This window comes from Paenibacillus sp. HGH0039, from assembly GCF_000411255.1.
Taxonomy (GTDB): Bacteria; Bacillota; Bacilli; order Paenibacillales; family NBRC-103111; genus Paenibacillus_F.
In genome coordinates this window covers 665,136-679,196 of record NZ_KE150413.1, presented here as the reverse complement: position 1 = coordinate 679,196, position 14,061 = coordinate 665,136, and the positions used below count along the sequence as shown (strand labels likewise).

The following is a 14,061-nucleotide window of genomic DNA, read 5'->3' as shown; positions in this document are numbered from 1 at the left end:
GCCACGCTCACCTAGCATTTCAGGGCAAAACCTGTGAAACCCGAGCTTGTAAAGGCCGGTGCCGTGTATTCTTCGCCGTGCCGTGCAACTATCCCGGCCGCAGACGGAGATGTTTGAGCACCTGCAAGGGTACTGCCGGGAAGAAACGCACAGCCCGCCGGTTTCGCCTGCAAAGAGTCCGCAGCCGTGCCTTGTGCAGTCAGCGCCTGCACAGTCGCATTCGCGTTAAGAGCCTCACTCGCAGCCGGAGAGACAAGAATGGCGGTGGCAATGACGAATTTCGCGGCCGTTTGGTTCATCCGTTTCACCTTCCTTTCCCTGGAATGGGCGATCCTTCACATGAAAAACGGGAGACTGCCCGTACGGGCTCGTCTCACCGGAGTTTTCCAGGTATTTAGGCCACACATTTTACGCACAGCGACGATACGCCTGAAACCGTATATTCTCCCGGTTCCTGCAAACGCAGATCGGACGCTTTCTTCGCTGTCCGCAAGCTTAAATAAGTATCTTCGGACGCGGATACCGCCCGGTCCTGCTGAACGTCTGCAGACGCCGTGTGCGCCTGGACAAACGCGGGCTGACCGGCGCTGACGTCCAGGGCCGTGCCCATGACGGGAGACACCAGTACAGCAGTCGCAATGAGAAACTTAGTCGTCGTTTCCTTCATTCCATCCATCCTCCTTTCTTCTAAGAGTGCCGGCTCTCTTTTAGTATAAGAGCTATCCCGGCCGGGTCCTCGGCTGTATCCCTCCCTTTATTAGGTAAATATTACCTGCCCCCCGGTGTTGATTCGCTTTCGAGCGTCAGGCCGAACACGTGCATGCAAGGGTTGTCTTCAAACGTAATCCGGTTGATCTCGGCCGGACGGTCTAGTTCAATCCCGTCATACCAGAGCCTGGCGGATCTGTGCGTAAGAGGGCCATCCATCGTATGTAGGCAGGACGTTTCGATTACACACTCGTTACGCGGGAAAGGAACCTCCGAAATAAAATGGGACAACAGGATCTTCTGCTTCGAGACCTCCTGCCCGTCCAGCATCAAATACATATAGTCCGCCATATTGGCATCGCTCGAGGTACCGAGAAGATGAATGTTGGTCACCCGCTGCCGGGGGAACTGGATGGACTGTCCTTCCGTTACGATATTATCGAAAGATTGCCGCTTAAAGAGAACGAACGGTATTTCTTTAAATTCGAAAGGAGCGTCAAACTGAAAGGCATCCTCCGGAAAGGAAGCCCTTGCCGAGCTTAAATAGCCCTCGTGATAGTTATGGCTGCCTGTCGTTCCGCAGTTATTCAAACAAGACCTCAGATCCAGACAGGTAAACATCCGTTGATTCATGTACTCCCTCCATATCCCCATAGGTGCAAAAGAGAGAAGAGAGATAAGCCTCTTCCCCGCTTATCTCTCTTTGTCCGGCTCGCTTAGGCCAATGTCTTCTTAAACACATTGATCGTAAAAGAAGGTTCCGCCTCGGCTAATTCAACGATACCGGCGGAAGCGGACGGCTGAATCTCAGCCGTTGTTTCCGCAGCGGCAGGGTTGAATTGCGGAGAAGCCGCCACAGTGACAGGGCCACCTTCGGAAATCACCGGAGGCTGGATCTGGACAGCCGCAGCGTGCGCGCTTACGTTCAGAGCCGTGGCCGCCGCAGGGGCCGCCAGAATAGCGGTGGCGATGATAAATTTAGACGTGATCTCTTTCATTCTCTTCACCTCCTTTGCTCGGATGTGACTACTTCTTCAGTATAGAAAAATAACGCCCGGCCCTCTCGGCTTTACCGGATGACTTCAACCTGCGGAAATTTCGCAATCCACGGACCTTCCCGGTCATAGCCCTGCCTGCAAACGCAAAAGAGATAAGCGTCGGGCGCTTATCTCTTTTGACCGGTCACGCTGGAGTTTTCGTCACAACTGACGGGGAGAAATTGCCGGCTCCGCCGAACTCCCGCAAAATTTCCCGGGAATCCGTCTTCACGCCGGAAATTCCGGCTTGGGATAATGTGCCGGATGGTGCCGCCTGTACAGCCTGCACACCCTGACCGGCCGGTTGAACCGCCGGCTGGGCCTGAACCGCAGCGGTGTGAGCGCTTGCCTTCAGGGCTGTTCCTGCCGCAGGCGAAACGAGAATCGCAGTTGCCATCACAAATTTTGCTGCCGTCTGATTCATTCTTGTCACTCTCCTTTTTCTGTGGGCTCCTTTTCAGTATAAAAGAATGAGCGCCCGAATCCTCGGCTTAACAAGGGGGTTCTAATCGGCGAAAATTTCATACAGCAGACGGGTTGCCACGGCGTACAAAGCCATCTGGCGCTCCGGACTCTCCCTGTGGAGAGGCAGCATCGAAAGGAACAGCAGCGCCTCAATCTTGGCGACATCCCGGAGACGGCTGCCCAGATACCGGTCCCAGTCGTGGAGAAGCCGGAGCTGCCCATCCGTAAACGGGATTTCCAGCCGGATGTCATTGCCCGCCGTTTGCAGAGAATATCGCCCGTGGACAATATGCTCGTACCCATTCAAGCTGTGTCTGATTTTCGCCAGGTCGTACCGCCGGTCGCCGTAGATCCCCGGAATGCCGAAGCTGCCCCGGGGATCTACCAGTTTGACGGCCTGTTTGTCCGGCGCATAGAGCACATTGGAGAAACAGAGGTCGCCGTGCAGAACAGCGATAGCCGGATTATCGAGCAGGGAACGGAAATCTTCGAGATGGCTCTCGAAAATCCGGAAGGGGCAGAGCACCATCGTTCCGTTCAGCCGGTAATAGCCCTGGTTATAAAACCGTCTGGCCCGCTCGTTGCCGTTTAAAAAGGCCGCCATGCGCGTTTGGGTCTTGCCGATGTACATCTCGTGCAAACAGGCTGGATCCAGCTCGGCGGGGAAGGCGGCAAACCGGCCGAAGAGCTGATCCAGCCGGGCAAAGACGCCCGCCCAGCCTTCCTGATCCAGCCGCCCGCTCATGTACAGCTCCGATAAAGTCGGGGCCTGGATATACTCCAAACACAGATACACTTGATCTTGCAGCGAGTAGCCCAGAACACCGGGGATATACGTGTGTAATTCCTCCGGCAGATTCAGGTACCAGCTGATCTCGTCGCGGAGTTTCTTGTCGCGGCGGCTCGTTTTGCGGACGGACCGCCCGTCCGGCCCGATCGTGAGCCGGTTGAAATAACGGGAGCGAATCGGCTCCGTTTCCATAAATCCCTCCCCCTTTCCCGTTATCCGCAGGACGGCGCTTCCCGCCTTTGTCCCCGGTAAACCGAAGGGTTTATCCCGACCAGCCTTTTGAAGACCCGGCCGAAATGCGTTAAATCCCCGTAGCCGACGGCATAGCATACATCCGTAACCGGCACTCCTTTTTGCAGCATGGCCTTCGCTTTCTGAATGCGTTTGTTCATTACGTATTCCTTGAAGCCGAAGCCGAAATATTCTTTAAACATCCTGGAGTAATGACACCGGCTGACGAAAATACTCGATGCCACTTTCTCCAAGGACAGGTCGTTTTCGCATAAATTTTGTTCGATATATTCAAGAGACTGATACAGCAGGGGCGAAATTTCCGGCTTGCCCGGCAAATCGGCGGACGGCTTGGATAAAAGCCCCACCGAATCGAGAAAAGAATAAAACACGAAAAGATCGCGTTTGTTCACTTTAAGCAGCACCATAATCGGGCTTTGCAGTTGAAGCTCCTCGATTTTCCATTCCTCCGGGAGCGATTCGTCGAAAGACAGGAAAACGAATAGCTTGTGAGCTTTTTCCTGCCGGCGGAGCGATCTTGCAACAGCTTTAAAATCAGATTCGGCAATGATAGACATGTGGGAAAACAACCTCTGTACTCGTTCGAACTCGTCTTCCTTAAGCTGATGGCTGATAATAAGTAGCACGTCCACTGGCACCCATTCCCCCTACACGTAATGGTTTCGGTGCCGTCATGGTATCAAACCGCAAGAAAGAAAGATCAGGTTCTCTTGCAGGACATTAGGATTTTTTTGACTATTATAGAATTATATGAAAAATATTTCTTTTAAGCGGATTGATAGTCGCGCAAAATATCGTATATCGCATCCAGCCCGTGACGAAGAAAGCCGGCGATAGCCGGCAAAGGCCGTTCTTCCTCCCGCATGCGGCGGAAGTGGCGGAGTATCCGCTGGTTATACGGAAACGGCAAACGAGAGGCGTTTCTGCACGCCTCCGGGGCTTCCAGACGAAACCATTCGTCAAGCCCTTCCAGCTTCTCCGGCGTTAGCGTTCCCCTCAGTTCCTCCGACAAGCGATCCAACTGCCGGATCAGATTCTCGGCTGCCGTCCCCATCTCCCTCCCTCCGTTCCATCGCCATCACTTTAAGTCCGGGCTTGAACGCCTTGTCCGCAGCGGACAGGGGCAGCCTGCGGTAATAGTCCAGCTCCTCGGGCGTGAGCGTATACGTCTTGACCTGGCTGTTAACCGGTTCGGACGAATCCCGTTCCATACGGGAGACGACCGTCCTCTTCTGGATATGAATCGTTGCCATACCGGCATCCTCCTTAAGATACGAAAATTAGCCTTGCAGCTGACGGATCAGGAAAAGCGGGGTCAGGTCCTGCGAGGTGCCCGCCGCTAGCAGCTCCCGCCAGCTTGCCGAGGCTCCCGGACGGAACACTTCCTTCCGCAGATGCTGCAGCGCTTCTTTCCCGTGCCATTCCTTGAAGCGAATCTGAAGCGTGTGCTGAAACTGGGAGGCGGCCGCCTCGCCGAGCAGGTAATTGTAGTAATAGACCGGGAGCGTGGACAGATGCGCCTTGGCGGCCCAGTACGGATAATCCCACTCGGCCGGCCGGGGTATGCCCTGCACGTCTTCCACGAGATCCCACCATAAGCCGTTTAACGGCTGTTCGGGATTTGCGTATAATTGCTTCTCGAATTCCACCAGAGTCAGCGTCCAATACAGCCTGACCAGCGTTTCTTTCCGAAGCCGTTCCTGACCGGACCGGACATCGGAATCGGGCTGACCCCCGAACAGCCCCTCCCTCCACTCCGCATCCCACGCCAGTCTTTCCAGCAGCAGGGCGGCGCCCTCGCTCAAGAAGGGATGGGCCGGCTGACGCAGCAGAAACGGAAGCGAAGGATCCAGCTCCTGTTCGAAAAGGGCATGTCCCGTTTCGTGGAGCAGCACCGCAAGCCCCTTCGTGTCCGGGGACAAGTTGCAGGACATGCGGATATCCCGGCTTCGGTCCAAGTTCAGGCAGCAGTTCGCCTGGCCTTTGCCCGGACGCTCCGCCAGATCCGCCTTGCGGATAACGGCGTTCAGATCGAATCCGCGTTCCAGCAGCCACCCGGATACCTTGTCCGCCATTTCATCCGCGCCCGCCGCAAGCGGCTCCTCCATCGCATCATGCATCTGGAAAAACGGATGCGCATAATGCCAGGAGCGGACCTCGCTCCGCGCGATGTGAAACCGGTCGGCCAATTCCAGGTCGATCCCGCATTTCACCTCCCGGTAGGCGAAATCCAGACCGCCGCGGATTTGCCGGATCAGCTCCGTCAGCTTGTCGAGCCCGATCCCGGCGGTCTCCAGCTTCATCGCGAAGTAATCGTCGTAGCCGAGCCGCCGGGCAGCGCGGTTGCGGAGCTTGACCAGCTCCAGAAGTTTGGGCGCGGTGAGCTCGCCCAGCCGCATTCCCGCCTGCCAGATCTGCTTGCGCTGCCGGCCGTCCTTGAGCCTGCGCATCAAGACCCGCACCGCCTGCTCCGACAACAGAGTGCCGCCCGCTTCCGCGCGGAACGTGCCGATCGTGTAATGCAGATCGTTCCACAAGGAAGCGGCGGCTTGCCGTTCGTCCGCCTCCATCCGGTGTTCCGCCATTTCAGCCTGCAATACTTGCAGTTGGCGCTCTTGGTCTGCGGGCAGGCCCGGACGGTTCAGCCAATATTCGGCCCGCTCGCGCAGGACCGGAGAGGCTAGCGCCTCCTGATAAGCCTGCTCATCTTGTTCGCACTGCTTGACGTAACGGAATTCGCCCGTCGTGATTACTTTCCAGAGCGAATTCATCATCGGGACGTATAAACCGGCCAGCTCGCGGTTCGCTTTTCTCAGAAAAGAGTCGGCGTTGGTCTGCAAACGTTGTTGTGACAATCGTCCTTCCCCCGTTTCGGTTTGGTTCATGACTTGAAATTGAGAATCCGGACGTATTCGTCGGGGGTATTTCTCCCCGCGCTGCCGAGCATGCCCGTAGAGGCCAGGTTCTCAAGCTGGATCCGGCTGATTCTGCCCATCATAAAATCATAGAAAGCCCCTACAACCGGATGAGGGTGCTTACGGAAAAACGTGTCGTGGCTCTTCCGGATAAAATCCGCATAAGAGGCGCCCTGCCGCGGATGCGCCAGATGCACATTCACCGCTTCCCGGCAGTAAGCGAAGGGAATCTGCCGGCGGTGGGCCCGGTAGCCCAGCTCCAGGTGCTCGAAGCCCCACTCGCGGAACGAGTCGTCGAAGCCCCCCAGATCCCGGAACAGCTCCAGAGGGAGGGACATATTCCCGCTCAAGGCGGCTATCCACGGAACGGGCGAAGCCGTCGATCCGCTTTCGTTAAACATCCGGTAAACGAGCCGGCAATACTGCGGAATGCGGTCATATTTCTGCTCCGCGTAGCGGGCCAGCACCAAATCCCGGTTATGCTCCGCATCCGGGACGTAGAGTTCCCGGACCTGCCCTACCACAAAGTGGCTGCCGTGCTTCCGGCCGGCTTGTTCATGCGCTTCGATGAATCCCGGCCTCGGTATCCGGTCGGCATCGCAGAACAGGACGCAGCCTTCGTCCAGAAGCCTCGCTCCGGCATTACGGGCGGCCGCCCTGCCGCTGCGGGGGATCCGTACGTAAGTGAGATTCAGCCGCCCCCTGTAAGCTTCCGCAACCGCGTGGACCGGCTCTTCGGACCCGTCGTCTACGACGATAACCGGACAGCGGTTATAAGGGGCCGCCTGCCTGGTTAACCCGTGCAAAGTCAGGGATAAGGCGTAGGCTTGATTGTAAACCGGGATAACCACATTCATTTTTGTCATAAAACACCACCTCCGGACCTGGCGGCCCAACTGAAACATACGCTTTGCCGCATTATAAAACGCTTTCCTTATCGGCCGCTCGGCTTTTTATTCCGCCTGAATGCCGATAAAAACCGATCGTTTGTTCGCACAAAAAGATAGAATAAAGGTATCTGTAACACGCGGAGGAGGACTGCTTTCGGGATGAATGCGGACAGAGGAAGAACGGTCAATTCGGTTTATATCGACGCTTCCGCGGACGAGATCTGGTGGTATGTGGCGACAGCGGAGGGCTGGAAACATTTTTTGAGCGACATTGCGACTTATTCGGGGGCACAGCCTGATATCGCCCAAGGGGACGAACTCACTCTCGTAATCGGAGAATTAACGAATCGCGCCGTCTGCACCGAATGCGTTAAACCTGAGCTCATCCGGTTCGACGAGCGCTACACGTCCATTTTGCCGGACGGCTCCCTTTGGGAATACCACTTAAGGACCTCGTTCGCTTTCGAACAAATCGGCGGCGGCACTTGTACCCAGGTGACCGTCACCGTTGAAGGCTATACGGAGGATGAAAGGATGCAGTGGGTCAGGGAATGCGGAGAAACGGGCTGGAGACAATCTCTTTTTCATCTGAAAAATACAATCGAGCTCGGCCTGGATCTGCGCAACTCGATTTTTAATTATCCCCGACTGGGGGTCATGAATTATACGGCAACCGCCGCACAACTGGAAGAGCAGGGGCTTGCCGACGCGGGCATACGGGGGAACTTCATCGCGACCGTGTACCCGAACAGTCCGGCCCACCGGGCCGGTTTGCGCGGCGGGATTATCGTGACGAGCCTCGGAGGAATACCGGTTCCGACGTATCACGATTTTGTAAAAGCTCTCTCCCGCTTTTACGGAACGAACGCGCCCGCCGACATTGTTTTCTACGAACGGGGAGAACGGCACGCCGTAACGGCGGATTTAACCTACGACGACCAGTTTACCGGCATGATCGATCCGAACGAAGTTTCATTGGATGAAATCAGCGTAAGGCGGCGCAAGCTTTCTGCCGTAAAGGAACAGGAATAAGCAAAGGGCAGCATACGGCGAGGCCGTGTACTGCCTTTTTTTGCGGATGTTCCCATTATGGCTCTACACAGAGGCTTCAAGTGGGCGGCAAATTCTTCCGTGCGTATACACTCCCCTAACATTCGGCTCGTACAATGGAAAGAGACCGGCCGCTTTTCCACCAAACGAGTAAGGAGTTCCTGCACGATGCCGTTCAACAAAACCAGACCGACCTCCCTGTTCCTCACGACGCTGATCAGTTTTCTCGTCATTATAGGATTGTTTGCCGCATTCGACCTGGCGGCCTTCGCTTATTTCAAGACCAAATATCACGGCGAAATTATCGCTCACAACCAGTCCATGCTTAAAAATACCGCCGAAAAATACAGCACGCATTTTTCCCGGATCAACACACTTCTTTTCAATACGTACAACGATCCCGGCGTGATCGCTTTCAACCGGCATCTGCAGGGCGCGACGGATGAAGAGCTCCGTTATCTGGAGGCGAAAAGCATCGTTACCCGGCTCCGATCGGATACCTCGAACCCACACCTGTTTCTCGACAACCTCGTGGTGTATTTCCTGCCGCACGGTGTCACGCTCGACAAGGACGGCAGCAGCGGTGCGGAAGACCAGTACAACCGACTGTACAAAAGCGCCGCTTATCCGCTCCCCTTCTGGGAAAACCGCCTGAAATCGGCGGATGCGTTCTCCCTGCTGCCCGCAGCGGATTTCAAGACGGTCTGGAATTCGCCCGCCGAGAAGAAGCTGCTGCCCGTCAGTTTTCATCTGAGCGGCAGCAGCTACCTCGTTACGGCTTATCTGGACGTGGACAAGACGCAGCGCGATTTTCTTGGGGAAGGCGGAAACGGGCGCCTCTTTTACGTGCTGAACGGCGATGGAAGCGTTCTTTTCGGAACGGGTGAAGGCGGAGATCCGGCAGGACCTCCCGTATTCGAAGAAAAAAGCGGAACCGCCGCTGCGGGCGGAATGGTTTATTTCCGCTATACAGGCGACGACGGTCTGACGTACATCACCGGCGTTCCCAATGCCAGCGTGGCCTCCCAGCTCCGGAAGCTGAACTGGACGCTGCTCGCGATTTTCGTCCTGTCGCTCGGCATCGCCCTTGCCGTCTCCCTGCTGAGCAGCCGCCGGATCAACCGGCCCGTCAAACAGCTGGTTTCGGCATTTATGAGCGGCAGCGGCAGCGGCGAGCCCAGCGCGATCCGGGAATTCGCGTTCATTCAGGAGAAAATTGCCGATCTGTTCAAGGAAAAGGCCGAAATCCGCAGTGAGCTGCGCAGCCGGCAGTCGCTTCTTACGAAGTACAGCTACATTAACAAGCTGAGAAGCATTCATACGGATATTCACGAATGGCAGGATTTTATCGCGAGCGATCAAAGCTTCCAGATTATCGTCTATGAACTCCGGTTCCGGCAGGCGAAACCGGGCGAGGAACCTGTCCCGCACGAGCGGCTTGCCTCCTATTACCGTGAGCATCTCGACGTGCTTCTGAGGGAACACAGTCCCGGTTCGCATACGTTCCAGATGGAGAAGAACCAGATATTAACGGTCATCAGCGGCGCAGTCGCTGCCGACACGCTTCAGGCCATGCTCGGGGACATCCGGCACCTGTTCGATTCCGACAAGGAGCAGTGCCTGGCGGCCGTGGCGGTGAGCTCGCGGTTCGAGCACGCTTCCCAGTTCAACGACGCCTACCGGCAGGCGCTGGAAAGAGCGGGCCAGGCCACCCTGGCGGAGGAGACGCAGCTCCTCCTTGAGACGCGGTCCGGCCTGCAAGCTTGCGCGCTGAGCCCCGCCCGGGAGCAGGAGCTGAACGCCTGCCTGCAGGCCGGGGACGACAAGGGCGCCCTGGAGCTGATCGGCCGCCAGCTTGCCGACATGCGCGAGTCCGGGGCCGGCGTCGTCCAGTTCAGGCAGCTTGCGGAGTCCATGGCGGGCAAGGTATGGAAGCTCATGGACATCCACAAAATCGCGCAGGATGCTGCCTGGCCCGTCAAACCGCTTATGCGGAGGCTCAGGGAATGCTGCACCTTCGAAGACTATATCGAAGGCTACCGGGAGCTGTTCTTTTCCGCGGCCGCGCTTATCTACGAGAAGAAAGACACGGAAGATCCCGTGATCCGCTTCGTCATGGACGCTCTCCGGGACGGCTACGGGGAAGAGCTTTCCCTCGAAAATCTTGCGGACCGCCTCCAGATGTCGAGCGCCTATTTATCGGTCTATATCAAAGAGAAAACGGGAGCGAATTTCAGCGACCACCTGAATGCCCTCCGGGTTTCCAAAGCGCAAGAACTGCTGACGGGGACTCAGCTCAATATTGTGGAAGTCGGTCTGCGCATCGGCTACCGGAACATCACGTCGTTCAACCGCATGTTCAAAAAGTGGACGGGGCAGACGCCCGGCGAATACCGCAGAGCCGCCAAGTTGACGGCCGAGGAATAAAAAAAGCGCCCCTCAAGGGCGCTTTTTGCGTATGCGATTGCTATTGTGATTGCGTTCGTGACTTGCGTTCGCTTACGTCAATATCCCTCAACCTGGAGAGCTTCCGTCAATTTCTCCGCCGCTTCACGCGTGCGTTCAAAAGCTTCGGTCGCTTCATGATCCGCCGCATTGGCTGCTTTGATAGCTTCCAAAGCCTTCAACGTAGCTTCCGCGGCTCTCGATGCGGCTTCGCGGCTGGCATGAATCAGCTTGGATAAGGAGCCCGATTCCGTGTTTTCCCTCACGATTTCCGCCATCAGAGCGGCATGTTCAGCCGCGGCCGTAGCTTCGAAACCTATCCGAACCGCTGTTTGCCGGAGTTCGTAGGCCCGGCTGTTTGCCCTGTTCGAAATTTCACGAGCTTCATTCATCAATTCGACATAAGCGGCAATCTTTTCATTTAAGGTCATCCGGTCCCACTCCTATAGGGCGAAATACGAGCTTATACTCCTTCTATAATAAGCTATTTAGGGGCAGGTTCAAACTCCGGCCCGCATTGCCGGTCCCCTCTGGGTTATTCCGCTGTCCCCGGGTGCGGCATTGTCTCCAAATAAGAAAAAGGACAAGCCCGGGCTTGTCCTTTTTCTTATTCTTTCCCGTCGCGCTCCGGCCGACCGGCTTCGTCTGAAGCGGGTTCCCGGGACTCTTTCGGAATCAGCTCGAAGATCTTGCCGGTTTCCATCGCCTCGATCAGCCTCAGCAGCCACTTGTAGTAGTCTATGGCATGCGCGATTTTCGCTTCGTCCGCTTCCAGCACGGCCTGGAGCTCCGGACTCTCTTCGTATTCCTTCTTCATATGCCGCAGTTCGACGAGCGATTTGTTGAGGGCATTCATATTCCCTTCCACCGCTTTACGCCATTTAATGGAGAAAAAATCGCTGAAATTCTGGTACCAGTCCGGTTCCACCTCGTACAGGTCTTTGCGTGTGCCTTTTCCCCATACCTTATCGATCATTTTCAAATCCATCAGCGTCCGGACGCCGGTGCTCATGGATGTCTTGCTCATCCCCATCGTTTTGCTCAGTTCATCCAGTGTGACGGGGCCGTTATTGAAATACATATAACCATATAAGTGCCCGATCGACAAGGTAATGCCGTATAAATCCATATTTTTGCCGATGGAATCAATGACCCGTTCACGGTTTTTTTGAATTTTCTGGCTCTGCTCTGTCGTAAAGCCGCTGAGATCGTTCATGGTTTCCCTCCTGAGGAACAAGCTGCTGCTTCTCAACCTCTAAATTGTATTGTAATCAAAGACCCCTCGATAAGTAAAGAAAACACGAAAGAAGGAATACGGCGTTATACGGAGCATACTTAACGTATTGTACGTAAAGTTAAAACTGTACAAACATTTATAAGCTTATATGGACTTTGACGGTCAAAAAAGAATGCCGTTACACTGAAACAAGTCAGCAAGCCAGTCAAAAGACCCAGGAAAGGAGGTCCACATGCCTATCATTGAGGTAAAACAACTTACCAAAGTATTCGGATCGGACCCCAAGAGAGCTTTGACCCTGCTGGATCAAGGCCGCACCAAAGAACAGATTTTGAAAGAACACAGACTGACCGTGGGGGTCAATAAAGCGGAGTTTTCAATTGAGCAAGGAGAAATCTTCGTCATTATGGGACTGTCGGGAAGCGGCAAATCGACGCTCGTCCGTCTGTTAAACCGGCTCATCGAGCCGACGGGAGGCCAGGTTCTTTTTAACGGAACCGATGTGCTTAAAATGAACCCCGAGCAGCTCCGTCAATTCAGACGGAAAAATATCGGGATGGTTTTTCAGAAATTCGCTCTTTTCCCGCACCGGACCGTACTTGAAAATGCGGAATACGGACTTGAAATTCAGGGTGTCGAACGTAAAAAAAGAACGGAAATGGCAACCGCCTCTTTGAAGTCGGTCGGCCTGGAAGGCTGGGAAAACAGCCTGCCCGACCAGCTCAGCGGCGGTATGCAGCAGCGCGTCGGCCTTGCCCGCGTGCTGGCCAACGATCCTGAAATCCTGCTTATGGATGAAGCGTTCAGCGCACTGGACCCGCTCATCCGCAAGGATATGCAGCTCGAGCTGCTGGAACTCCAGTCCAAGCTCAAGAAAACGATTGTCTTCATTACACATGACCTGGATGAAGCGCTGCGCATCGGAGACCGGATCGCCCTCATGAAAGACGGCTCCATCGTCCAGATCGGCACGCCGGAGGAAATTCTGATTCAGCCGGCCAACAAGTACGTGGAACGTTTCGTCGAAGACGTGGATTTGTCCAAAGTTCTTACGGCGGCCCATGTCATGAAAAAACCGGAAACGATCTCCCTCGAAAGGGGACCGCGGGTAGCCCTTCAGCTTATGCGCGACAGCGGCGTGTCCAGCTTGTACCTGACGAGCAAAGGGATGAAGCTGCTCGGTATCGTGACCGCGGAAGATGCCCTTCAGGCTCTCAAAGAAGGCAAGTCGCTGGAGCAGGTTATGCAGCGCTCTATTCCGACTGTTTCACCCGGAACACTGCTGAACGACCTGTTCGAAATGATGGCCGAAACCCGGCTTCCCGTTGCCGTCGTCGACGAGGAGGACCGGCTGAAAGGCATCGTCATTAAAGGAGCGGTACTTTCGGCCCTGGCCGGAAATGCGGAACCGGAAGCGGGTGCTGTGCGATGAATCTGCCTAAACTTCCGCTCGGCCGCTGGATCGAATTCCTCGAAAGCTGGCTCACCGATCATTTCGGGCCGCTTTTCGGCGCTATCAAAGCGGTCATCGCCGCCATGGTCGGCTCCATCGAGACCGCTCTGACCGCGCTCCCCGCGCTCGTTCTGATCGTTCTGATCACGGCGCTTGCCTACTGGATCGGCCGCTGGCGGATCGCGCTTTTCGCGTTTATCGGCCTGCTGCTGATCGACAACCTGGGCTTCTGGGAGCTGTCCATGCAGTCGCTTGCGCTCGTTCTGACGGCGTCCATCCTGTCCATCGTGATCGGGGTGCCGATCGGTATTCTCTGCGCGCGGCATACGCTGCTGCAAAATATCGTGACGCCGGTGCTCGACTTCATGCAGACGATGCCCGCCTTCGTCTACCTGCTTCCCGCCGTGTCGTTCTTCTCCCTCGGCGTCGTGCCGGGCGTCATCGCTTCGATTATTTTCGCGATTCCGCCTACGATCCGCCTGACCAACCTCGGCATCCGGCAGGTCCCGGAAGAGCTGGTAGAGGCGGCCGACGCCTTCGGCTCGACACCGGCGCAGAAGCTGGTCAAGCTGCAGCTGCCTATCGCGATGCCGACCATCATGGCCGGCGTGAACCAGACCATCATGCTGTCCCTGTCCATGGTCGTCATCTCCTCGATGATCGGCGCGCAGGGGGTCGGCGCTTACGTGTACCGGGCCGTCACGCAGGCCAAGACGGGCGTCGGCTTCGAAGCCGGTATCGCCATCGTCATTATGGCTATCCTGCTGGACCGTTTGACCCAGAATGTATTTAAAAAGAAAAAATTGAACTAAGGGGTGT

The 14,061-nt window shown here is 55.9% G+C and carries 16 protein-coding genes; 4 read left to right on the top strand and 12 right to left on the bottom strand.

Annotated features, from left to right (window positions below):
• Window positions 1-11: 11 nt before the first annotated feature.
• The 10 genes from HMPREF1207_RS17350 to HMPREF1207_RS17305 form a co-directional block, all read right to left on the bottom strand.
• Complete coding sequence (locus HMPREF1207_RS17350) at window positions 12-299, bottom strand: hypothetical protein (RefSeq protein ID WP_009672263.1); 288 nt, start codon at window positions 297-299, stop codon at window positions 12-14.
• Window positions 300-394: 95 nt separating this feature from the next.
• Window positions 395-667, bottom strand: a complete 273-nt coding sequence (locus HMPREF1207_RS17345) for a hypothetical protein (RefSeq protein WP_009672072.1) — start codon at window positions 665-667, stop codon at window positions 395-397.
• Between the two features lie 101 nt (window positions 668-768).
• Window positions 769-1,341 carry a hypothetical protein gene (locus HMPREF1207_RS17340; protein ID WP_009672087.1) on the bottom strand — a complete coding sequence of 191 codons (573 nt, stop codon included), beginning with the start codon at window positions 1,339-1,341 and terminating at the stop codon, window positions 769-771.
• 83 nt (window positions 1,342-1,424) lie between these two features.
• Complete coding sequence (locus HMPREF1207_RS17335; RefSeq protein WP_009672068.1) at window positions 1,425-1,706, bottom strand: hypothetical protein; 282 nt, start codon at window positions 1,704-1,706, stop codon at window positions 1,425-1,427.
• 184 nt (window positions 1,707-1,890) lie between these two features.
• Window positions 1,891-2,169, bottom strand: coding sequence for a hypothetical protein (locus HMPREF1207_RS17330; RefSeq protein WP_009672257.1), 279 nt, complete (start codon window positions 2,167-2,169; stop codon window positions 1,891-1,893).
• A gap of 81 nt (window positions 2,170-2,250) precedes the next feature.
• On the bottom strand, window positions 2,251-3,192 hold the full coding sequence (locus tag HMPREF1207_RS17325) for a hypothetical protein (protein WP_009672177.1): 942 nt from the start codon (window positions 3,190-3,192) through the stop codon (window positions 2,251-2,253).
• 20 nt (window positions 3,193-3,212) lie between these two features.
• Window positions 3,213-3,884, bottom strand: coding sequence for a helix-turn-helix transcriptional regulator (locus tag HMPREF1207_RS17320; RefSeq protein WP_009672127.1), 672 nt, complete (start codon window positions 3,882-3,884; stop codon window positions 3,213-3,215).
• A gap of 327 nt (window positions 3,885-4,211) precedes the next feature.
• Complete coding sequence (locus tag HMPREF1207_RS17315) at window positions 4,212-4,505, bottom strand: hypothetical protein (RefSeq protein WP_009672090.1); 294 nt, start codon at window positions 4,503-4,505, stop codon at window positions 4,212-4,214.
• A 27-nt stretch (window positions 4,506-4,532) separates the two neighbouring features.
• A complete protein-coding gene (locus tag HMPREF1207_RS17310; protein ID WP_231392110.1) occupies window positions 4,533-6,107 on the bottom strand; it encodes a M2 family metallopeptidase in 1,575 nt (524 codons plus the stop codon).
• Window positions 6,108-6,133: 26 nt separating this feature from the next.
• Entirely contained in the window at window positions 6,134-7,033 is a 900-nt protein-coding gene (locus tag HMPREF1207_RS17305; protein WP_009672187.1) for a glycosyltransferase family 2 protein, read from the bottom strand.
• Between the two features lie 183 nt (window positions 7,034-7,216).
• Here HMPREF1207_RS17305 and HMPREF1207_RS17300 point away from each other — a divergent pair, with 183 nt between their 5' ends.
• Both HMPREF1207_RS17300 and HMPREF1207_RS17295 read left to right on the top strand, forming a co-directional pair.
• Complete coding sequence (locus tag HMPREF1207_RS17300; RefSeq protein ID WP_009672031.1) at window positions 7,217-8,089, top strand: PDZ domain-containing protein; 873 nt, start codon at window positions 7,217-7,219, stop codon at window positions 8,087-8,089.
• Between the two features lie 186 nt (window positions 8,090-8,275).
• Window positions 8,276-10,534, top strand: coding sequence for a helix-turn-helix domain-containing protein (locus tag HMPREF1207_RS17295; RefSeq protein ID WP_009672208.1), 2,259 nt, complete (start codon window positions 8,276-8,278; stop codon window positions 10,532-10,534).
• 77 nt (window positions 10,535-10,611) lie between these two features.
• Here HMPREF1207_RS17295 and HMPREF1207_RS17290 read toward each other — a convergent pair whose 3' ends face one another.
• Window positions 10,612-10,983, bottom strand: a complete 372-nt coding sequence (locus tag HMPREF1207_RS17290; protein WP_009672134.1) for a hypothetical protein — start codon at window positions 10,981-10,983, stop codon at window positions 10,612-10,614.
• Window positions 10,984-11,159: 176 nt separating this feature from the next.
• Window positions 11,160-11,768 (bottom strand): GbsR/MarR family transcriptional regulator, encoded by a 609-nt coding sequence (locus HMPREF1207_RS17285; RefSeq protein WP_009672085.1) that lies wholly within the window; start codon window positions 11,766-11,768, stop codon window positions 11,160-11,162.
• Between the two features lie 253 nt (window positions 11,769-12,021).
• On the opposite strand from HMPREF1207_RS17285, the gene HMPREF1207_RS17280 reads away from it, so the two are divergent.
• Window positions 12,022-13,221 carry a quaternary amine ABC transporter ATP-binding protein gene (locus HMPREF1207_RS17280; RefSeq protein WP_009672078.1) on the top strand — a complete coding sequence of 400 codons (1,200 nt, stop codon included), beginning with the start codon at window positions 12,022-12,024 and terminating at the stop codon, window positions 13,219-13,221.
• Complete coding sequence (locus tag HMPREF1207_RS17275) at window positions 13,218-14,054, top strand: ABC transporter permease (RefSeq protein WP_009672128.1); 837 nt, start codon at window positions 13,218-13,220, stop codon at window positions 14,052-14,054. Before HMPREF1207_RS17280 ends, HMPREF1207_RS17275 begins: the two co-directional genes overlap by 4 nt.
• The last annotated feature ends 7 nt before the right edge of the window (window positions 14,055-14,061 follow it).